Consider the following 21,109-nt stretch of genomic DNA (forward strand, 5'->3'; position numbering starts at 1 on the left):
ACGCGGGTAGAAAACGGTTTTCGTGATCGGATCGGTGGAGGGCGAACCGACCTACGGCTGACGAGGTCGCTCAGTCGTCAGCCGGGATCGCACGAGGGGAGCATCGAGGGGTCGCCATCGCGAGGACGTCGTCGAAGAAGTCGAGGGTGTCCTCGGGACCGGGGTTCGCTTCGGGGTGGTACTGGCGAGTGAGCACGTCGTACTCGATCCCGTCGAGGCCCTCGGGCGTGTCGTCGTTGACGTTGAGCTGGGTGACCTCGAGGTGGTCGCCGGGTTCGGCGACGGTGTAGCCGTGGTTCTGGGTGGTCATGACGACGCGCCCGGACTCGAGGTCGAGGACGGGCTGGTTGACCCCGCGGTGACCGAAGGTCATCTTCTCGGTGGTCCCGCCCAGGGCCTCGGCGACAATCTGCTGACCGAGGCAGATGCCGGCCACGGGGGTGTCCTCGACGAATTCCTGAACGAGGTCGATCGCGGCCTCGAAGTTGACCGGGTCGCCGGGGCCGTTCGAGACGAACAGGACGTCCGGGTCGACGGCCTCGACGTCGGCGGTGCTCGCGTCGTGGGGGAGGATGTGAACCGTGGCGTCGCGCTCGAGTAGCGAGTCGACGATCGATCCCTTCGCGCCGCAGTCGACGAGCGCGACGGTCGGGCCGTCGTTGGCGGCGCCACGGATCACGGGTTCGTCGACGCTGACCTGTGCGCCGATCTCGGTGTGGTCGCTCATCGCCTCGCACTGCTCGAGTTCCGCGCGGGCGTCGTCGGGGGTGACGTCTTCGCCGACGGCGATACCACACTTCATGGCCCCGCCCTCGCGGACGTCGGTCACGACGTCGCGGGTGTCGAGGTGGTCGACGGCCGGCACGCCCTCGGACGCGAGCCAGTCGGCGACGTCGTCGGTGAGCTCGCGGGCCAGGACGGCTCGCGGGTGGATTCGATCGGACTCGAAGCGGTCCTCGTGGACGCCGTAGTTACCGATCAGCGGGTACGAGAAAGTGAGGATCTGCTCCTCGTAGGAGGGGTCGGTGAGACTCTCCTCGTAGCCGGTGTATGCTGTTGTGAAAACCAGTTCCCCGCGTGCGGTACCCGGAGCACGAGCACGTCCCTCGAGTACGTGACCGCTCTCCAGCGCAACGTAGGCCGGGTTCATTACGAGATACGTATTGTACGGCCCACCATAAGTGTTGCCTTCGAAGTATTGTTACGAAATTCGTAATCGACAAGTAGGTGCCGTCCGAACAGTCAAATCTCAATGGACGACCTCGACCGACACATCCTGAACATTCTCCGGCGAGACGCCCGCACGCCGTACACGGAGATCGCTGAAGAGGTTGGAACGAGCGAGGGGACGGTCAGAAACCGCGTCGAGCGCATGAACGCCGACGGCGTGATCGAGCGATTCACCGTGACCACGCGCACGGGGAACGTGAAGGCGATGATCGAGATCAGCGTCGCCGTCGACGTCGACACCGCGAGCATCGCCGAGCGCATGGCCGAGTGGGCGGAAGTCGACTTCGTCTGGCAGGTCTCGGGCGAACAGGACGTCGTACTCGTCGTCGACGCCGCCGACACACGCAGCGTCAACGAACTCATCACGCAGGCGCGCGAGCAGGAGGAGGTCGTGAGTACGAAGACGCGGCTGATTCTCGAGGAGAAGTTGGGCTAATCCTCGAGGAGAAATTGGACTGATTCTCGAGAAACCAGACTAACTCTGCGGTGGTTCACCGACGCCGGGCGTCGGCTTCGAGAGCAGGTCGTTCGGGTGTTTTCGGCTGTGAATCGCTCGGTACCAGCGGCGAATGAATCGGTCGACTGGCCGCCGATCGACGACCGCCTCGACCCGACCGTCCCGGATCGCCTCGACGACCGACTCGGGCGTCAGTTCGTCGGCGTCGATTCGCGTGTACGCCCGGCCGACCTCGACCGGGTAGTGGGCGTCGCTCCCGGCGACCAGGGGGACGTCGTGTTCGGCCGCAAGTCGCTCGACCAGCGGCTGCGTCCGCGGGTGTTTGCCGTTGATCTCGATGGCGTCGAACGGGAGGTCCTGGACGTCGGTCACCGTGCTGTTTCGAAACGGGTGGGCGACGATGGCCGCACAGCCCCGGTCGTGGGCCATGTCGACCACCTCCGCGGGGGTGTACTCGAGCGGGACCGTTTCCCGTGGTGGATCCGGACCGACGACGAGGACGTGCCCCCGGGTCGTCGTGACCTCGATACCGGGGACGACCGTCGCGGCCTCGCGCTCGAATGGGGTGTAGTAGTCGTGGTTGGTTGTCGCAACGCCGTCGAGCCCGCGCCAGCGGGCGGTGCGAGCGAGGAGCGAGACGCCGATTGGATCGTACCGATCCCCGAGTCCCCGATGGCCGTGAAAGAACCGGGTATGTGCGTGTAAATCGACGGCGAACATACCCTGGACAACGATGGGGGAGGGTTTTTGTTTTGGGGACAGTTGGTGTTGGCATGCACGTCCCGAGGGTCCCTCCTGGATCGGTCCGAGCAGACGGTTCCGGGGCCGCCGAACCGACCGACAGAGTTGTGATCTGCAACCCGGTGAGCGGGAGCGAGGACCACCTCGAGCAGGTTCACGGCCTCGCGGCAGACGGCGGGTGGGAATTGCGCGTAACCGAAGCCGAAGGCGACGCCCGCGAATACGCTCGCGAAGCGGCGGAAAGTGGGACGGAACTCGTCGCGGCGGCCGGGGGCGACGGGACGGTGAACGAGGTCGTCGACGGGTTCATCGACTCCGGAGTCGAGGAGTGGCCGGCGCTGCTGATCGTCCCCGCCGGGACGGGGAACAACGCCGCGTCGAACCTCGGCATCGAGAGCATCGGCGAGGCGTTCTCGCTGGCGGAATCAGGCCGACGAAGGCGCCTCGACCTCGGACGAGCCAACGACCGCGCGTTTCTCAACTCCTGTATCGGCGGGCTGACCGCGGAGGCCAGCCTCGAGACCGACTCCGAGAGCAAACGGCGGTTCGGCGTGCTCGCGTACGTGCTCAAGACGATCGAGACGGCGACGAACTACGACGGGGCGCCGTTGCGGGTCACCCTCGAGAACGCCGACGTCGCGACGTCCGTCGTCTGGGAGGGGGACGTCGCGCTCGCGTTCATCGGGAACTGTCGCCGGTTCGGCCGGCGCCAGGCGCAGGCCCACGCGGAAGACGGGTTGCTCGAGGTGACCCTCGTCGAGAACGCGTCGATGCCGTCGATGGTCGGCGCAACGGCGCTCGATCACCTCTTCGACCTGGATGCAGACGGGATCGCCCGACACCGCGTGCCGCGGGTAACGATCGAGAGCCTCCACGACGAGCCGATCACCTACAGCCTCGACGGCGAGGTACTCGCGGCCGAGGAGCTCGATCTCGAGACCCTCCCGGGAGCGATTTCGGTCGTCGTGGGGGACGACTACGCGTCGAACCCGGACGCCGAGGGTGCGGGCTTGTAGGGTCGGCCTCGAGGGCCTACTTTCGAACCTCGAGGGGCTCCTCCCCGATCTCAAGGGTCTCCTCTCCTCAAATCTCGAGGGATCCCCTCTCGAAAGCCGATACTGGTTTTACGGACGCCCCGTTCAGTTGTCGTATGAACGATTCGACGGATTCCGAAGAACTGCCACACAAGAACGCCGCCCAGAACGTGATCGCGGTCGATGCCGACGACACCGAACTCGGCCTGGTCAACCGCCTCGAGGCTCACACCGGCGAGGGGACGCGCCACCGGGCCTTTACGTCGCTCGTGTTCGACCAGGACGACAACATCCTGCTCGCCCAGCGGGCCCCCGGAAAGCGCCTCTGGGGGACCTACTGGGACGGGACGGTCGCCTCCCACCCCGTCGAAGATCAGAGCCAGGAGGACGCGACGCGCCAGCGTCTCGAGGAGGAACTCGGCATCACACCGGATCAGTACGAGGACGTCCGCCTCACCGACCGCTTCGAGTACAAGCGGTACTTCGAGAACGCGGGCGTCGAGCACGAGGTCTGTGCCGTCCTCGAGGTGACGCTCCACGACACGACGCTCGATCCGGACGAGGAGGAGGTCGCGGGGCTCATGTGGGTGCCCTACGAACGACTCTCGACCCATCCCGAGTGGTACCGACAACTTCGCCTCTGTCCCTGGTTCGAGATTGCGATGCGGCGGGACACCCGGTGAACGATTCCCGGGCATGTTAACAAGCGACAAGGCTTATTAGTGGACGGTCCTTACTGTCGGACAGTGGTCGGTAGAGCCGACCCGTGACACGATGAGTACACCTCCACAGGAAGCCGATAGCCGCACTGTCGACCTCTCGCGCGAAGAGCGCTGGGTCGTTCACCACGCCCTCGTCCAGCGTGCCGACACGTACCTCGAGGACGAGCGAACCGTCCCGGCGTGGCTCGTGCAGGTCGTCGAGAGCATCGAGGCCGACGACGACACAATTACGGTCAGACAGGGCCAGAAACTCATCTCGCTCCTCCGGGGTGACTGCGTTTCGATTCCGGATGCAGACCAGGAGGCCGTCGACGGCGCGCTCGTCGAACTCGAGGCCGCGCTGGTCTAACGTCCGTTTTCGTCCTCACGAACGCCGTCTTCTCGATTTCACGTCGGAATTCGTCGAGATCCGTCATCGAATGCGAGAGGGCCGGCCGTCACGCCGACACGGACCGAACCCCCTGGCGCTCCCTTCGGTCGCTGAACGCCTGGCCGCTGTCGGGAATTTTCGGAATCTCGAGCGGCAGTCGAGGCTATCCACGAACGTGTATGTCGAGGCGAACCCGAAAGCGTTTTTGAGCACGGATGCGGGGGTTCAGACGATGACCGCCTACACCGCCACGGTGACCGTCCGACTCAAGCGCGGCGTCCTCGACCCCGAGGCCGAGACCACCCGCCGTGCCCTCGAGCGACTGGGGTTCTCACTCGAGGCGCTTCGCTCGGCCGACCGTTTCGAGATCGACCTCGAGGCGGCGTCGGCCGACGAGGCGGCCGATCGAGCCGACGAGATGGCCGAACGACTGCTCGCGAATCCGACCATCCACGACTACGACGTGGCGGTCGACGAGCGATAGATGACGGTTGCACGTGCGTCGATGCCGGTTCCCATGCCAACGCCGACCGGGACTCGCCACACCAGGGGGTACCGACAGTGACGGTCGCCGTCGTCCGCTTCGGCGGCTCGAACTGCGACCGCGACGCCGAAGCCGCCCTCGAGCACCTGGACATCGCCGCCGAAATCGTCTGGCACGAGGACGGCCTCCCCGCGGACACGACGGGCGTCGTCCTCCCCGGCGGCTTCTCCTACGGCGACTACCTTCGCGCGGGCGCGATGGCCGCCCGATCCCCGATCCTCGAGGAGGTGCGCGAGGCCGCCGCCGAGGGCATTCCCGTCCTTGGGATCTGTAACGGCGCCCAGGTCGGCTGCGAGTCCGGCCTGACCGAGGGGGCGTTCACGACGAACGAGAGCGCCCGCTTCCAGTGTGAACACGTCTTCCTGCGCATCGAGCGAACCGACACGCCCTGGACGGCCGCCTTCGAAGAGGGCGACGTGATCGAGATCCCGATCGCCCACGGCGAGGGCCGCTTCGAGATCGAGGAGGACCGACTCACCCGCCTCGAGACCGAGGACGGCGTCCTCTTTCGGTACTGTGACGCCGAGGGAAACCTCACCGACGACGCCAATCCGAACGGCTCGAAACACAGTGTCGCGGGCGTTCTGGGCGAGAGCGAGACGGTGGCGGTACTGATGCCCCACCCCGAACGGGCGACGCTTCCTGACGTCGGCGGGACGGACGGACAGGAGATTCTGCGCGGGTTCGAACGGGCGGTCGAGCGATAATCGACGACGGGGGTCGGCCTCGAGCGGACTCTACTCGAGAAACTCTACTCGAACTGACTGCACTCGAGCATATTGTGCTCGAGCGGACTCCATTCGAACGACGACGGCTCAGTTGGCGGCGCAGTTGTTGGGTCCGAGTTCGAGGGTTTCGACGTCGCCACCTGGCTGTTCTTTGCCCCAGTTGATCTGCTTGATCTCGTTGTAATTCGCGGGTTCGTCGGAGAGACTCTCGACGATGGTTTCGACGAACGCCTCTTCGTCACCGTCTTCGACGTATCCCAGGAGTTCGTTCGTCGTCTCCGCTCGGAGGTCGCCGAGTTCGGTCGCGAGCGGGCGCACGTCCTCGTCGCTGAAGTGCCCGGGGAGGACGACGGTCTCGTCGGGGTGGTCGAGGAGTCCGTCGAGGCTGTCGAACAACTGGCCGGACGCCTCACGGATGGCGTCCTCGGACCCGTCCTCGAGGTCGGGACGGCCGACGCTCCGGAGGAACAGTGTGTCCCCGGAGAGGAGTGTGTTGCCGAAACGGAACGAGACGCTTCCGGGCGTGTGGCCGGGCGTGTGCATCGTTTCGAGGTCCCGGCCACCGACCGAAATCGTGTCGCCGTCTGCGAGGGCCGTGATCGTCTCGAGTTCGCCCGCGTCCGCCGCGTTGAGGTGGTACGGGACGTCGAGTTCGCCGGCCAGTCGACGCGCTCCGGAGACGTGGTCGGCGTGGGCGTGCGTGTCGACGACGCCGACGATTTCGAGGTCACGGTCGTCGGCGAGGCCCAGGTACCGGTCGACGTACTGGGTCGGATCGACGACGACGGCTTCCTCGCCGTCGTGGACGAGGTAGGAGACACAGCCAGTTCCGGGTCGGACGATCTGTACGACGCCTTCGGCATCGGAGATTTCGTACTCCCGGTGGACGCGACCCCAGTCGTTCATCCCGTCGGGGATCGACTTCGCGTCGAACCCGTGGTCGCGGAGGAACTCGGCGGCGCGAGCGGACGTGACGCCCGCGACGCAGACGACGGCGATCTCCTCGTCCTCGGGGAGGTCCTCGAGGTGATCTTCGAGCCCAGAGTAGTCGTACTCGAGCAGTTCGTCGTAGACCGGGACGTTCGTGCTGGTCGGAATCTGCCACTCCTCGTAGTCGTCCTCGTTGCGGACGTCGAGGATGAACAGGCTCTCGGCATCGTCGTCGGCGATGCGGCGGGCGACCTCGGACGCGTCGATATCAGTATTGCTCATCTTATACAATACTAACTGCGCAGGCGATTATAAATGTGTTGCAGGCCGTCGCGGCAATCACTCGAGGGTTCTCGTCAGGGTATCCGGGGAAACGCTTTGCGAGCCCTCACTACCATTAATTTCCCATAGGTTAAAGTGGACTCAATTCCTGAGTCGACTCGAACACTAAAGACGGGGCCGTTCCTTGTAGATTGCAACTGAACGACAGCACCCGTTCTGGAACTCGAGTCATGGACACACGAACCCGCGTCATCTACGTCGATCCCGACTGCACCGATCGCGTCGCCTCCGCCGTTCGAGCAGTCGGTCTCGACCTCGAGTGCGTCGAGAGCGACGAGGCGTGTCTCGATCGACTCGAGTCCGCCGATTGCGTCATTACGGAGTACGACCTCGGCTCCGCCGCCAGAACCGGTCTCGACCTCTACCGGGCCATTCGTCGGCGGGCGCCGGACGTTCCGGTCGTGCTCTACACCGACGCTGGTACCGAAGCCATCGCGGGCGAGGCGCTCGCCGCCGGCGTCACCGGCTACGTTCCGAAGTCACAGGGCGTCGAGACGCTCGTGACCCGTGTGCTCGAGGCGATCGTCGAGACGGAAACCGGTGCTGGCGCCGACCTCGGTCACGGCTCCGAATCCGGCCCTACCTCCGACCCAAACTCAGACTCACAACCTGACCCTGACTCCAACTCCAACTCCAACTCAGACTCCGAACTCGACCCCCACCCTGACTCCAGCGACTCGTCCTCGCTCGCAAAAACGCACGACGAGCGCAACGAACCGTTCCTCGAGTCGTCGACCGACCACGTCCAGCTCATCGTCGAACAGTCGCCGTTCGCGATCATCAAGTGGACCCCCGAATTCGAGGTCCGCCACTGGAACGACGCCGCGGCCGACCTGTTCGGCTACACCGCGGCGGAAGCGCTCGGCCGTCACGCGACCGACCTCGTCGTCCCCCAGGAGAGACGCGACGCGATCACCGACTGGTGGGCGACCTGGCTCGAGGGCGAGCCGAGTACGAACCATGGCATCTCGCGAAACGTCGCCAAAGACGGGACGTCGTTTCGGTGCGAGTGGTCCACGACGCCCCTCGTCGACGCTGACGGTACCATCAGGGGAGCCCTCTCGTTCATCCGCGACATGACGTCGGAGTTCCGGCGGTCCCTCGCGCTCGAGACCCTCCAGGAGACGACCCAGGAGCTGATGCAGACGAGTTCGAAGGCCGAAATCGGCGCGCTCGTCATCGACGCGACGGACGAGATTATCGACGACGCCCTCGCCGGTATCCGGGTCTACGACGAGGACGCGAACCGACTCGACCTGGTCGCAGTGAGCGATCGACTCGAGGAGCAAACGGTGCAGTTTACGCCGGTCGGTCCCGGCGACGACCCGCTGTGGTCGACGTACGCTTCGGGATCGCCGGTCGTCATCGAGGACGCCTCCGCGGAGATGGTCCCCTACGACCTCACCGACGAGGTCGGTAACGCCGTCATCTACCCGCTTGGCGAGCACGGCCTGCTGACCGTCGCCGCGTCCGGCCCCGCAACGATCGAGGAGACCGACCTCACTTTGATACAAATTCTCGCGGCGACGGCCGAAGCCGCCTTCGACCAGGCCGCCCGCGAACGCGAACTCGAACGAGCGAAGACGGTTGTCGAGGCTGTCGGCGATAGCCTGTACGCCGTCGACACCCGGGGAACGCTCGTCACGGTCAACGACACGATGGTCGAGATCACCGGCTACGATCGGGACACCCTCGTCGGACTCCACGCCTCCGAGGTACTCACCGAGGAGAGCTTCGAGCGCGGGGTCCGTGAGGTCGAACGGCTCGCTGCTAGCGACGGAGACGGCGACGGCGACGGAGATGAAGTCGCGACCTACGACGTTGACATCGTCACCGCGGACGGCGACCTCGTCCCCTGTGAGGTCAACACCACCCTCCTCGAGGGCGAGGGCGACCTCTCCGGCAGCGTCGGCATCCTTCGGGACGTCACCGATCGAAAACAGATGGAACGAGAGCTCGTCGATCATCGGGAGAAGATGGCGAAACTCCACGAGATCGCCTCCCGCCTCGACTCGTGTGAGACGGCCCAGGACGTCTACGACCTCACCGTCGAAACCGCCGAGGACGTCCTCGAGTTCGACGTCTGCGTCGTCGACCGCGTCGACGGCGAGTACCTCGAGACTGTCGCCGTCTCCTCGACGATCCACGAGGACGGGTTCTCGAGTCGCGCGCCGATTGATCAGGGCATCGCCGGGAAGACCTATCGAAACGACCGGACGTACCGGCTCGACGACCTCAGAGTCGACGAGGCAGCGACGCCCGAACGCGACTCCTACCGATCGGTGCTGAGCGCGCCGATCGGCGACCGCGCCATCTTCCAGGCGGTCTCGACGGACGTGGGTGCGTTCGATCGGGCTGATCAGGAACTGACCGAGTTGTTGCTCTCGCACGTCTCTGACACGCTCGATCGCCTCGCGTTCGAAACCCGACTCAAAGCGGAACGCGACCGCTTCGCCGCGCTCTTCGAGAACGTCCCTGACGCGATCGTCAGCACGAAGCGCGTCCCCGAGGGTCCGATCGTCGAGCAGGTGAACCCGGCGTTCGAGCGAATCTTCGGGTACGAGGAGTCCGAACTGCTCGAGGAACCGCTCGATTCATTCATCGTGCCTCCCGATCGCTTCGGGCACGCCCAGGAGATCAACGAGCGTGGGACGAAGGGAGAAGCTGTCGAGGCGGAGGTCAAGCGTCGGACGAGCGACGGGCTCCGCGACTTCATGATGCGGGTCGTCCCGATGGACACGAACGGTTCGAACGACCGCGCGTTCGGCCTCTACACCGACATCACGGCCCAGAAACAGCACCAAAAACGCGTCGAGATCCTGAACCGCGTCCTCCGACACGACCTGCGAAACGGCATGAACATCATCAACGGCTGTGCGGAGATGCTCGCGGAAGCCGTCGAGAACGAGGCCGACCGGGACTTTGCCGAAGCGATTCAGGAACGGGCTGGCGAACTCATCAGTCTCGCCGAGAAGACGCGAGCGGTCGAACGAACGCTGGACCGCGACGGCGCGGCGACCGGCCCCGTCGACGTCGTCGATTGCGTCGAATCCGCCCTCGTCCGAATCGACGCGGAGTACCCGGCCGTGGACGTCGGCTGTACGCTCCCCGATCGGGCACACGCTCGCGCCGACGAACTCCTCGCCGACGCGATCTATCACGTCCTCGAGAACGCCATCGAACACAGCGACCGGGCGGAACCGACGATTGAGGTCGGTCTCGAGGTGGACGACAACGACACGCTCACGCTCACGGTCGCCGACGACGGCCCCGGTATCCCCGGGGAAGAGCGTGCGCTCTTGCAGGAAGACGAAGAGATCACTCAGCTCCGTCACGCCAGCGGGCTCGGACTGTGGCTCGTCAACTGGGTGATCACCCAGTCGGGCGGGCAGTTGACCTTCCAGGAGAACGATCCACGAGGCACCGTCGTCAGGATGCAGATCCCGACGGCTGACGTGCCGACGCGCTCTGCGACGATGGACGGGACGGCGGCGAGCGACTGATTCGAGCGGGCCACGACGGCGATTCGCGGGAGTCCCTACATTCCCGAGGCTGGCTTCATCTGGCGACCGGGGCCGCTCAACGTCGAACCCCGACTCTGTGGCAAGCCGTTCCACCTGACCATGTCGGGGGTACAGTTAGAGTCGCTGGTCGCGTTCGAGAACTTAGTTCCCGTCGAGGGCGACACCGTCTACTGGGACTCGAGTCGGGGTCTGTTCTACCCGCTGATCTGACGGTGTCGCTCTGCTACCCCGCTACCGCGTGAGCGGCTGGTTGAACCCCGTCTCGAGGTCGAGGACGGCCTCCCAGGTCGCCTCACACTCACACGAAACTTGCTCGAAGACCGACGGATCCTGGCGCAGGTCGAAGTCCTTGATCGCCTTCTGGACGAGGTCGTCACACTCCCCGCAGTTGTGTGCGCCGCGGTCGGTGCCGTGGCCGACGGGGTCGGAGACGACGATGCCCGCCACGTCGGCGGTCCGCTCGAGGACGGCGGCGACCGACCAGAGCCACGGCGGGCGGTAGCCGTCCCGGAAGTAGAGGTCGTCGACCATGGTGTAGCGCTGGACGTTGCAGGGGTTCATCGAGACGGTGTGACAGCCGTCGACGGCCAGGCAGCGTTCGACGGAGGTGACCATGTCCTCGAGGGCCTCCGATTCGGTGAGGAAGGGAGGTTTCATGAGGAGGTAGGCTTTGATGCCGGCGCCGCCTGTGCTGCCGGTTTTGCCTGTGCTGTCAGCTTCGCTTCCGCTACCGATTTCGCTGCCTGCAGCGCCAGATTCGTCGTCTCCACCGGCGTCGGTTTCGGCCCCACCAGCCTCGTCCGCTGCGACCGCCTCCGCACAGGCCGCCTCGAACGCCTCGAAGTCGAAGTACTTGTTCACGCAATCGCGGCGAACCCGATCGGTCGCCGTCTCGAGGCCGATCGCCACGTCGGTCTGGAGGCCGTACTGCGTGAAGTCGCCGATCTTCTCGCGGTCGACGAAGTCGGGCAGGGACTCGAGGACGATCCGCTCGCGGTCGCCGAAGGTCTCGGCGATTGCCTTGCGGGACTCGGCGCCCACCTCGCGCTCGTCGAGGAACGACCCGGAGGTGTAGATCTTGATCAGCGGCGCGGGTTCGTCGGCATTGTCAGCCTCGTGGTCGAGGCAGACCTGGATCTGGTCCATCAGCGCCTCGTGGGGAACCGTCCCGCCGTCGACACTCTCGGCGACGTAGCCACACATCGTACAGCCGCCCGCCCGCGCCCAGCGACAGCCGCCGGTGTTGAGGATGATTGTCAGGCTCTCCCTGACGCCACCGGGCGTGTTGTCCTCGTCGAGCCAGACCCGCGTCGGTTCGTGGGGGTCGTAGCTCTTCTCTTTGCGCGAGCGAACCTCGCGCATCACCTGGTTGTGGGCGTCCATGCCCTTGCCCTGCTCGTAGACCTCGGGCGTCGGCTGGCTCATTATCGAGGAAAGCGTCTCGAGGGGTAAAGCGGCTTCGGGACGTACACAGTAGTTAAAGAGGCCGTTCGCTCACTCCGTTCGCTCGTGGGTGGAGACGTTCGTCGCTTCGTGCGGCTGTCGTCACGAATCCGGATTCGAAACTCGGAGCGCGAACCCCCACTTGAGCGAGACGGCTTCGTCCGCGTCCCATCTCGCGTCCGGTTCGTCCCAGCCCGAAACGCGCTGGTTCCAGCGGTAGGTTCCCGGGTCGAAGTAGCCCTCGACCTGGAAGTCGTGCCACACTTCGTACTCGGTGACGACCGACTCGCCGGGGTCGTACGCTCGAGGCGGACAGCCCTGAGTGGTGAACGTTCGCCCTTCGTCTGCATCGCGGTCCTCGACCCACTTGCCGTCGACACGCTCGAGGTGGTCGGTGTGCCTGTAGAGCCACAGTCCCTCGGGGTCGTCGCTTCCGCCTCGCGACCGGTTGAACAGACTACACCCGGCTTCACCCACGGAGAGCGCCTGTTCGTCGCCCTCGTTCGTCGTCCGCACCTCGAGCCGTGCCGGTCGATCTTCCGTTACTGTCTCCTCGAGCAGCGTCGCCTCCATCGAGAACCCGTACTTGTCGGGGATCGAATCCTGCTCGACTAGCGCGAGTTCGCGCTCGGTGTTCTTTGTTCGAGCGCTCGGTGTCGATCCAATCTCGCCAAGACAGCCAGCAGTTCCGACGAGGAGGGCGGCGGACCCAGCGAGGAGGGCACGGCGGTGCATGCCTGTAGTGACAATACGCCTGAACGTAATCCTTCGGGTGGCGCCGCTTGCTTCTGGTAGCAGCGCCGATAGCCGGTGACACCGCGTCCCACGACGTGTCAAAGGGTACTTACCTGCGGCTCCGTTCTAGAGAGACAATGAGTCAGGAGGGAGAGCAGGCCAGTTCCGACCGGAAGAAGTACGAGTTCCGGAAGGTCATCGAGGACCTCGACAACTACGAGGGGTCGGGCACCCAGCTCGTGACGATCTACGTCCCCGAGGACCGCCAGGTCAGCGACGTCGTCGCCCACGTCACCCAGGAGCACAGCGAGGCGGCGAACATCAAGTCCAAGCAGACGCGGACGAACGTCCAGGACGCCCTCAAGAGCATCAAGGACCGACTCCGCTACTACGACACGTACCCGCCAGAGAACGGCATGGTGCTGTTCTCGGGTGCCGTCGACTCCGGCGGTGGCCAGACCGAGATGATCACGCGCGTCCTCGAGAGCCCACCGGATCCCGTCGAGTCCTTCCGCTATCACTGCGACTCGAACTTCCTGACAGACCCGCTTGAGTACATGCTCGAGGACCACGGCCTCTACGGGCTGATCGTCCTCGACCGCCGGGAGGCCAACGTCGGCTGGCTCAAGGGCAAACGCATCGAACCCGTCAAGTCCGCCTCCTCGCTCGTCCCCGGTAAGCAACGGAAAGGTGGCCAGTCCGCCCAGCGATTCGCCCGCCTGCGCCTCGAGGCCATCGACAACTTCTACCAGGAAGTCGCGGGGATGGCCAACGACCTGTTCGTCCCCAAGCGTCACGAACTCGACGGTGTCCTGGTCGGCGGTCCCTCCCCGACGAAAGACGAGTTCCTCGACGGCGACTACCTCCACCACGAGATTCAGGATACGGTACTCGGAAAGTTCGACGTCTCCTACACCGACGAGTCCGGCCTGAAGGACCTGGTCGACAACGCCTCCGACGCCCTGGCCGACGCCGAGGTGATGAAGGACAAGAAGCACATGGAACGCTTCTTCAAGGAACTCCACAGTGGGGAACTCGCCACCTACGGGTTCGACCAGACCCGACGCAACCTCGTGATGGGGTCGGTCGAGACCCTCCTGATCAGCGAGGACCTCCGAAAAGACGTCGTCACCTTCGACTGCGAGGCCTGTGGCAACACCGACTACGACCTGATCGATCGGCGGAAGGCCACGCCATCCCACGAGTGCAGCGAGTGTGGCACCGCGATCGAGGCCACGGACGAGGACCGCGAGGACGCCATCGAGCACCTCATCACCATCGCCGAACAGCGTGGCACCGAGACCAAGTTCATCTCGAGTGACTTCGAGAAGGGCGAACAACTCTACAACGCCTTCGGTGGCATTGCGGGCATCCTCCGGTACGATACGGGCATCTAGGCGGCCCAAGCAGCTTGGGCATCCAGGCGGCTACAGCGATCCGACCTTCCTGTCGACTCCTCGAGTGGCGGTAGCTCTCTCGACCCGTTGTCCAGTTGGAACGACGAATCACGAGTTTCGAGTCACGAGTCGTGAACCGCAAGTCGTGAACGACCGAGAGACTTTTTACCGCGAGTAGAGGAGTCGATGACGAACGATGACCGAACCGTCGCCCGCCGACCAGCTCGAGGTGGTGTCCCGCCGTCACCCACTGCTGGCAGCACTCGAGACGGGGCCGCGGGCGAAAGGCGACCTCCTCGACGCCGTCGACTGCTCGTCGTCGACGCTCGACCGCGCCATTCGCGAACTCGAGACCTGCCACTTCCTCGAGCGTCGCGACGGGTCGGTACGGCTGACCACTGCGGGTCGACTCGCCCTCGAGGAGTACTGTCGGAGCCAGCGAGCCCTCGAATCCATCACGGCGGCCAGTCACGTCCTGCAGTTCGCCCCGCCCGACGCGCCGCTGTCGATGGCGGTTCTGGATGGGGCGACGATCCACGAACCCAGTTCGTACGCGCCGAACGCGCCGGTCGAACGGATCGCCGACTGCATGCGAGACGCCGACCACGTTTGGGCACTCGGCGCCACCGAACGCACGCCGCAGTTTCGTCGCATCCTCAGCGAGCAAACGACCGACGGCGACCTCTCGGTCGAGGTCGTTCTGACGGACGACCTCCTGTCGTTTCTCCTCGAGACCTCCACTGATGCCCTCGAACGCTTCCTCGAGGTGGATGCGTTCGAAGCGGCGACGACCGAGGAGATCCCGTACGGACTGGCGGTACTCGAGACGCCGACGAAGACGTACACGTTCGTCACTCTCACGAACGAGGGTGACGTCCAGGGGGTCATCGAGAATGACTCGCGGGCGGCCTACGAGTGGGGGCGCGATGTGTTTCGACAGGTTCGCTCTGCGGCGACGGTGCTACAGCCGCCGGAGTAGACTGTGCACGAGTTCCAGAACCAAGTGACGTCGCTCGAGTAGCCCTGTAGCCACTGTAGCCTCGAGCCCTTTTGGCCCCTGAGCCCGGTGGCTCGTAACGCCGATCGCTCGATCAGTACAGCAGCTGTTCGAGCTGATGACGCCGGCGCTCGAGGTCGACCGCTGGCTCGACCGACGGCTCCGCGAGCACCCGATCGATGGCGAGTAGCGGGTCGGCCCCGTGGCGCTCGACCGTCTCAAGGGCGCCCTCGAGTTTCGTGCGATTCGTCGCCAGCGAGTCACAGAGTCCGATCGCGAGCGCCAGTGCGATTCCCGCGTTGCCTGACGGAAACGACGTACTCACGTGCGAGAAGTCGGGATCGCCCGCCCCAGAACTGGCGGGCTCGACGCGAAGGCAGTGCGGGCAGATTGCCGCCGCGTCGGCTTCCTCGGGAGCGTACGCTCGAAGCGAGGGCGAAACCACGAAGGCGATTGGGTCGACGTCACAGGAGCAGTTCATCGAGATAAATGCGTATCGACGGTCTTCGGGACGGTACTGGGATTCAGTTGGTGCCGGGAACGCCGCTCGCAGTCGCGGGTTCGCGCTCCTCGGCGTCGCGTTGGGTGCGGGCGAGTTCCTTCTCTTCGTCCTCCTCGGCTTCCTTCTTCTCCTTGATCTTCTTGAGCCGGAAAATCTCCTCGCGTTCTTGCTCCTCGAGTTTCTGCTCGATGTACTCCTTGTTCTCGTAGAGGTCGGGCAGGAGTTTGAACTCGAGAGCGTTGACGCGCCGTTTGGTGGTCTCGATCTCCCGCAGCATCTTCTTCATCGCCGTCTCGACCTCGGCGGCGAGGATGATGCTCTGGAGGAGGTCCTCGTAGGCTTCGGCGGCCTCGTCGATGCGCGCGGAGGTGCCCATGATTCCGTAGCCACGCTGGTCGAGGCTCTTCGTGACCTTCGAGGACTCGATCTGGGGGACGACGACGCCCATGATGTTCTTCGACTCGGTCGTGATCTCGGGGTGTTCCTGCAGGGCGGCGGCCGCGCCGCGAACGGCGACGTCGCCTTCCATCGCACGCGCCATGTTGATCGTCTTCTGGGCGCGCTCGTAGTCCTCCGAGAGCTCGCCGCGGACGTCCTGGGCCTGGTCCAGGATGTCCATGAACTCCATGATCAGCCCGTCGCGTTTCTTCTCGAGCGTCCCGTGCCCGCGCTCGGAGAGGTCGATGCGATCCTCAATCTGCATCAACTCTTTCCGGGTGGGTTTGACGTCCTTGGCCATCTTGTGGGTGGGTTGCGCGCGCAGTCGGATAACTGTTTACAGTTGCAGCCAACAGCCAGACGGTCGCTGCATGTGTCTGTGCGATCGTACTCGACGGGTGCCGGTGGCTGTGGTGACCGCTGGCGACCTGGCGACCGCTGGTAACCGTCGGTGACCGCTGATAGGGGGTCAAGGGGAGGAGGTAGGCATAATCGCACAGGTGCGAGGAAAAACCGACTGCGTACCGAGACCGCTTGCGATACCGCTACTCGAGGCTGATGTCCGAGGACTGCTCGGCGGGCTCGAAGATGACCTCGAGCACCCCGTTGTTGTAGGTCGCCGAGGCCGTGTGTTCGTTGACCCGGCGGGGAAGGGAGACGCGCTCGTCGTACTCGCGGTGGTCGCTCCGGGCAGAGATGGTGAGCGTCTTGCCGTCGCACTCGAGTTCGATGTTCTGCTTTTCGACGCCGGGGAGGTCGGCGATGACGCGGACCTCCTCCTCGGTGTCGTGAACGTCGACGTGGGTGTCGGCGCCGAAGCCGGCGTCGGTGTCCGTCCGCGACTCGAAGCCGACGTCTCCGCCGGCCATCATGTCGTTCATCATCCGTTCAATCTCCCGAAAGAGGTCGTCAAAGGGTTCGTCGCGGTCGTCTCGGCGCATGAGGGACTCTAGAAGTGGCAGGTCCAAAAAGGTATTCCTCGAGGCGAGATCCTGAGAACGGGACCGACATGCTCGAGTGAGGGCGACTTTGCTGTCGCTGGTGAACTCGGTGTGAAACGGAGTGGTAGCAGATGGAACGAGGATTGGCAGTCGCCTGCAGTCAACCGTCGATCATCAGTCGTCGGTTCAGCCGTTGCCGTCGGCTACAGTCGTCAGCCGTCAGTCGTCGGCCGTCTGCGTATCGAGACGCTTCACCGGTCGGTCGCGAAGGCCTCCGAAGCCGATGCCGAGCGTCTCGTTCGTCAGCGACCGGCTTTCTGGACCCGAGAGGTGACCGGAGATTGCGCGCAGGGCGTCGACGTTCTCGGGAACAACGTCGGACTCCTGGTGGATCGCCTGCATACAGTAGAGGTCCGGGCCCTGGAGCGTGACCGACTCCTCCCAGATGCAGTTCTCCCAGATGTCGCCGCGGGGTCGACCGGCGTCGGCCGCCATGTCCTTGAGCGTCCCGGCGCCGTCGATGCGGGCGTACTCGGGGACCATGATGGTGCGCTCCTGGGCCGCGAGCAGGTCGCGCACGTCGTCTTCGCTCGCAGGCGGGTTCTCGAGGGTGACGTTGATGGCGTGAACGTGCATCATTGTCGTCGGCACCTTCAGGCCGATGGTGTCGATGTCGAGTTTCGGGAAGAGCGTCTGCACGTCGGGACCGTGGTGGGAGGGGATGGAGACGGGGTCGGGGACGGCGTCGTTGATCGGGCCGCGTCCGGTCTGGTTCGGGTCGCCGCCGCGTCGAACCAGCGTCGCCCGTACCTTCTCGATGCCGTAGGCCTCCTCGAGCGGGGCGACGAGCCGGGAGAGCCCGGTCGTGTTACAGGAGACGACGCGGACGTAGTCGGCGTCTTCGGCCTCGTCGTAGTTCACGCGGGCGTTGAAGCTCACTTCAGCGACGGTGGCGTCCTCGCCGCCCTGGAAGATCGCGGGCGTGTCGTAGCGCTCGTAGAGCGAGCGGTTTTCGGCACCGATCCCGGAGGGCGTTGCGTCGACGACGACGTCGCTTTCCTCGACGAGTTCGTCGACCGTGCCGGCGACGTCGACGCCGATCTCGCGGAACTCCTCGATCCGCGTTTCGTCGACCACGTAGAGGGGATAGCCGGCCTCGACGGCGCCGATGGCGACGTAATCGGGGCTAACCTTGGCGACGCCACAGAGTTCCATGTCGGGCTGCGCCGAGACGGCGTCCGCGACGCGTTTCCCGATGGTTCCATATCCGTTGATTCCGACGCGGAGCATACGAGGTCCACTCCACCGGCGACGGGTATAATTGTTTCGGACAGACTGATAGATGTTAACTCGTAATTGAGTACTCGAGAGAATAATCGGCATACTGCGTCGGGTTGGTAACGGGGCACACGGCCGAGCACATATCTTTTAATTTTTTCATAAACGGGGTTTAGCGGGTCCTATATCGACCCACCACCACGTTACTCTCGCGGGACAGAACGTTCGAAAACCCATGGTGCTAATTATGGTCTGCCTGCTAGTATCTGTCCTAAGGCACGTTGGACAGTGTCCAGAACCAGGGCAACTACTTTAACCCTGGACAGCTTAGTACTCAGATATGAGTGAACATTCATTCGCCGAAGACACTTCCACGGAGGGCGTCGTTCGCGTCGGCCTCAACGGATTCGGCCGCATCGGCCGGAACGTCCTGCGCGCGTCCCTCGAGTACGACGGAATCGAGATCGTCGCCATCAACGACGTGATGGACAACGACGACATGGAGTACCTGCTCCGGTACGACTCCGTCCATGGTCGCCTCGACGACGTCGAGCGCGACGGTGACACCCTGTTCGTCGGCGGCCAGGAGATTCGACTGCTCAACGAGCGCGACCCCACCGAGTTACCGTGGGAGGAGTTCGACGTCGACGTCGCCTTCGAGGCGACCGGCCTGTTTCGATCCCACGACGACGCTGCCATGCACCTCGAGGCTGGCGCCGACAAGGTCATCATCTCTGCGCCGCCGAAGGGCGAGAAGGACGTCTCGATGTTCGTCTACGGCGTCAACCACGACGAGTACGAGGGCGAGGACATCATCTCGAACGCCTCCTGTACCACGAACAGCGTCGCCCCCGTCGCCAAGGTCCTCGACGAGGAGTTCGGCATCGCCTCGGGCCTGCTCACCACGGTCCACGCCTACACCGGCACCCAGTCGCTCGTCGACGGCCCCGAATCGAAGCGCCGCCGCGGTCGCGCCGCCGCCGAGAACATCATTCCCACGACGACCGGCGCCGCCATCGCCACCACCGAAGTCCTCCCCGAACTCGAGGGCAAACTCGACGGCATGGCGATTCGCGTCCCCGTCCCCAACGGCTCGATCACCGACCTGACGGTCGACCTCGAGGCCGACGTCACGAAAGACGACCTCGAGGCTGCCATTCGCGAGGCCGCCGACGGCGAGCTCGCTGGCGTGCTCGGCTACACCGACGAGGAAATCGTCTCCCGGGACATCGTCGGCCTCCCGTTCTCCTCGTACGTCGACCTCGAGTCCGCGATGGTGCTCGAGGACGGTCTCGTGAAGATTCTCACGTGGTACGACAACGAGTACGGCTTCTCGAACCGCATGCTCGACCTCGCGACGTACGTGATCGCCGAGGACGAAGCCGAGGCGGAAGCCCCGACGCAGTAGCCACACTCGAGTCGTCGTTCACGACGGTCCGGACGAAACACCTGGCAATTCCGTCCCTTTTAAGCGATCGCGTGACGCGCGTACGGATATGTTCGACACCATCGACGACCTCGAGTCAGGCCAACGACTGCTCGTCCGCGTCGACCTCAACGCGCCCGTCGAGGACGGTCGCGCCCAGGACAACCGCCGGTTCGCTCGCCACGCCGAGTCGATCCGCACCCTGCTCGAGGACGACCACGCCGTCGTCGTCATGGCGCACCAGGGCCGGCCCGGTCGGGACACGTTCATCTCGCTCGAGAGTCACGCCGAAATCCTCGCCGACCACCTCGATCGGCCCGTCGACTTCGTCGCCGACACCTACGGCGAGGCGGCCCTCGAGGCCATCGACGACCTCGAGACCGGCGACGTTCTGGTGCTCGAGAACGTCCGCATGTGCGAGGACGAACTCCCCGAGAAGGACCCCGAGGAACACGCCGACAGCGAGTTCGTGCGAACCCTCGCTCCGCACTTCGATGCCTACGTCAACGACGCCTACTCGGCGGCCCACCGCGCCCACGCCTCCCTCGTCGGCTTCCCCCTCGTGATGGACGCCTACGCGGGGCCGGTGATGGACGCCGAGTACACCGCTAACTCCGCCATCCAAGACCGCGAGTTCGACGGCCCCGTGACGATGGTGCTGGGCGGAACCAAGGCCGAGGACCTGATCCCGGTCATCGAGCAGGTCGACGAGACGGTCGACCGCTTCTGCCTGGGCGGCATCGTCGGCGAGCTCTTCCTCCGGGCCGTGGGCCACGACGTGGGCTACGACGTCGATAGCACCGAGTTCTTCGACCACCAGTGGGACGACCAGGCCGACACCATCGAGCGCATCCTCGAGACCTACGGCGACCGCCTGACCCTCGCGACGGACCTCGCCTACGAGGGCGACGACGGCGACCGCGCCGAAGTCGACGTCGAGGGTCTCGAGAAGGACACCTCCTACCTCGACGTGGGCAGCGACACCGCCGACACGTACGCCGGTCTCGTCCGGGACTCCGAGGCGGTCTTCGTCAAGGGCGCACTGGGCGTCTTCGAGGACGAGCGCTTCGCGGACGGCACCGTCGAGGTCCTCCGCGCCATCGCCGAAACCGACTGCTTCTCGGTCGTCGGCGGCGGCGACACTTCACGGGCTATCAAAATGTACGGGCTCGACGAGGCTAACTTCTCTCACGTCTCCATCGCGGGCGGCGCCTACGTTCGGGCGCTCACGGGTGACACGCTGGTCGGCGTCGAGGTGCTCGAACGGGAGGCCTGATTCTGTACTCCGACCGACGACACCGCTTGTACCGATACATACCGCTTGTACCCG

At 64.8% G+C, this 21,109-nt stretch carries 20 protein-coding genes; 11 read left to right on the forward strand and 9 right to left on the reverse strand.

Annotated features, from left to right (window positions below):
• Positions 1–70: 70 nt before the first annotated feature.
• Positions 71–1,150 carry a glutamine-hydrolyzing carbamoyl-phosphate synthase small subunit gene (gene carA, locus AC6I65_RS02425; RefSeq protein WP_497902502.1) on the reverse strand — a complete coding sequence of 360 codons (1,080 nt, stop codon included), beginning with the start codon at positions 1,148–1,150 and terminating at the stop codon, positions 71–73.
• A 102-nt stretch (positions 1,151–1,252) separates the two neighbouring features.
• On the opposite strand from carA, the gene AC6I65_RS02430 reads away from it, so the two are divergent.
• Positions 1,253–1,666: an Lrp/AsnC family transcriptional regulator gene (locus AC6I65_RS02430; RefSeq protein ID WP_254159320.1), complete on the forward strand. Its 414-nt coding sequence runs from the start codon at positions 1,253–1,255 to the stop codon at positions 1,664–1,666.
• 39 nt (positions 1,667–1,705) lie between these two features.
• Here AC6I65_RS02430 and AC6I65_RS02435 read toward each other — a convergent pair whose 3' ends face one another.
• A complete protein-coding gene (locus AC6I65_RS02435) occupies positions 1,706–2,407 on the reverse strand; it encodes a PHP domain-containing protein (protein WP_497902503.1) in 702 nt (233 codons plus the stop codon).
• Positions 2,408–2,460: 53 nt separating this feature from the next.
• Between AC6I65_RS02435 and AC6I65_RS02440 the strand changes: the two genes are divergently transcribed.
• The 5 genes from AC6I65_RS02440 (at position 2,461) to purQ (ending at position 5,805) form a co-directional block, all read left to right on the forward strand.
• Positions 2,461–3,444, forward strand: coding sequence for a diacylglycerol/lipid kinase family protein (locus tag AC6I65_RS02440; RefSeq protein ID WP_497902504.1), 984 nt, complete (start codon positions 2,461–2,463; stop codon positions 3,442–3,444).
• Positions 3,445–3,578: 134 nt separating this feature from the next.
• Positions 3,579–4,145: an NUDIX hydrolase gene (locus tag AC6I65_RS02445; protein WP_497902505.1), complete on the forward strand. Its 567-nt coding sequence runs from the start codon at positions 3,579–3,581 to the stop codon at positions 4,143–4,145.
• A gap of 91 nt (positions 4,146–4,236) precedes the next feature.
• The gene (locus AC6I65_RS02450) at positions 4,237–4,533 is read left to right on the forward strand and encodes a DUF7853 family protein (RefSeq protein ID WP_497902506.1); all 297 of its coding nucleotides are present in this window, start codon (positions 4,237–4,239) and stop codon (positions 4,531–4,533) included.
• 253 nt (positions 4,534–4,786) lie between these two features.
• Positions 4,787–5,038, forward strand: a complete 252-nt coding sequence (purS, locus tag AC6I65_RS02455; protein WP_253432447.1) for a phosphoribosylformylglycinamidine synthase subunit PurS — start codon at positions 4,787–4,789, stop codon at positions 5,036–5,038.
• 77 nt (positions 5,039–5,115) lie between these two features.
• A complete protein-coding gene (gene purQ / locus AC6I65_RS02460) occupies positions 5,116–5,805 on the forward strand; it encodes a phosphoribosylformylglycinamidine synthase I (protein WP_497902507.1) in 690 nt (229 codons plus the stop codon).
• 108 nt (positions 5,806–5,913) lie between these two features.
• On the opposite strand, the gene AC6I65_RS02465 is transcribed toward purQ, so the two are convergent.
• Positions 5,914–7,038, reverse strand: a complete 1,125-nt coding sequence (locus tag AC6I65_RS02465; RefSeq protein WP_497902508.1) for an MBL fold metallo-hydrolase — start codon at positions 7,036–7,038, stop codon at positions 5,914–5,916.
• A 230-nt stretch (positions 7,039–7,268) separates the two neighbouring features.
• Between AC6I65_RS02465 and AC6I65_RS02470 the strand changes: the two genes are divergently transcribed.
• Positions 7,269–10,601 carry a PAS domain S-box protein gene (locus AC6I65_RS02470; RefSeq protein WP_497902509.1) on the forward strand — a complete coding sequence of 1,111 codons (3,333 nt, stop codon included), beginning with the start codon at positions 7,269–7,271 and terminating at the stop codon, positions 10,599–10,601.
• A gap of 252 nt (positions 10,602–10,853) precedes the next feature.
• Here the strand turns inward: AC6I65_RS02470 and AC6I65_RS02475 are convergent, their stop codons facing one another.
• Together AC6I65_RS02475 and AC6I65_RS02480 are read right to left on the reverse strand one after the other, a co-directional pair.
• Positions 10,854–12,047: an archaeosine biosynthesis radical SAM protein RaSEA gene (locus tag AC6I65_RS02475; protein ID WP_497902510.1), complete on the reverse strand. Its 1,194-nt coding sequence runs from the start codon at positions 12,045–12,047 to the stop codon at positions 10,854–10,856.
• Between the two features lie 120 nt (positions 12,048–12,167).
• The gene (locus AC6I65_RS02480; protein WP_497902511.1) at positions 12,168–12,800 is read right to left on the reverse strand and encodes a hypothetical protein; all 633 of its coding nucleotides are present in this window, start codon (positions 12,798–12,800) and stop codon (positions 12,168–12,170) included.
• A gap of 137 nt (positions 12,801–12,937) precedes the next feature.
• Here AC6I65_RS02480 and prf1 point away from each other — a divergent pair, with 137 nt between their 5' ends.
• Positions 12,938–14,197, forward strand: coding sequence for a peptide chain release factor aRF-1 (gene prf1, locus AC6I65_RS02485; RefSeq protein ID WP_497902512.1), 1,260 nt, complete (start codon positions 12,938–12,940; stop codon positions 14,195–14,197).
• 196 nt (positions 14,198–14,393) lie between these two features.
• A complete protein-coding gene (locus AC6I65_RS02490) occupies positions 14,394–15,176 on the forward strand; it encodes a helix-turn-helix transcriptional regulator (protein ID WP_497902513.1) in 783 nt (260 codons plus the stop codon).
• A gap of 112 nt (positions 15,177–15,288) precedes the next feature.
• Here the strand turns inward: AC6I65_RS02490 and AC6I65_RS02495 are convergent, their stop codons facing one another.
• The 4 genes from AC6I65_RS02495 to AC6I65_RS02510 form a co-directional block, all read right to left on the reverse strand.
• The gene (locus tag AC6I65_RS02495; RefSeq protein WP_497902514.1) at positions 15,289–15,675 is read right to left on the reverse strand and encodes a DUF6276 family protein; all 387 of its coding nucleotides are present in this window, start codon (positions 15,673–15,675) and stop codon (positions 15,289–15,291) included.
• A gap of 43 nt (positions 15,676–15,718) precedes the next feature.
• A complete protein-coding gene (locus AC6I65_RS02500; RefSeq protein WP_254159350.1) occupies positions 15,719–16,435 on the reverse strand; it encodes a V-type ATP synthase subunit D in 717 nt (238 codons plus the stop codon).
• A gap of 244 nt (positions 16,436–16,679) precedes the next feature.
• Positions 16,680–17,075 (reverse strand): Hsp20/alpha crystallin family protein, encoded by a 396-nt coding sequence (locus AC6I65_RS02505; RefSeq protein WP_497902515.1) that lies wholly within the window; start codon positions 17,073–17,075, stop codon positions 16,680–16,682.
• Between the two features lie 219 nt (positions 17,076–17,294).
• Positions 17,295–18,365 (reverse strand): type II glyceraldehyde-3-phosphate dehydrogenase, encoded by a 1,071-nt coding sequence (locus AC6I65_RS02510; RefSeq protein ID WP_497902516.1) that lies wholly within the window; start codon positions 18,363–18,365, stop codon positions 17,295–17,297.
• A 328-nt stretch (positions 18,366–18,693) separates the two neighbouring features.
• Between AC6I65_RS02510 and gap the strand changes: the two genes are divergently transcribed.
• Entirely contained in the window at positions 18,694–19,761 is a 1,068-nt protein-coding gene (gene gap, locus AC6I65_RS02515; RefSeq protein ID WP_497902517.1) for a type I glyceraldehyde-3-phosphate dehydrogenase, read from the forward strand.
• 88 nt (positions 19,762–19,849) lie between these two features.
• Positions 19,850–21,055 carry a phosphoglycerate kinase gene (locus AC6I65_RS02520; protein ID WP_497902518.1) on the forward strand — a complete coding sequence of 402 codons (1,206 nt, stop codon included), beginning with the start codon at positions 19,850–19,852 and terminating at the stop codon, positions 21,053–21,055.
• Positions 21,056–21,109 lie beyond the last annotated feature (54 nt).

The sequence above is a fragment of the Natronosalvus sp. KLKA75 genome (genome assembly GCF_059736265.1).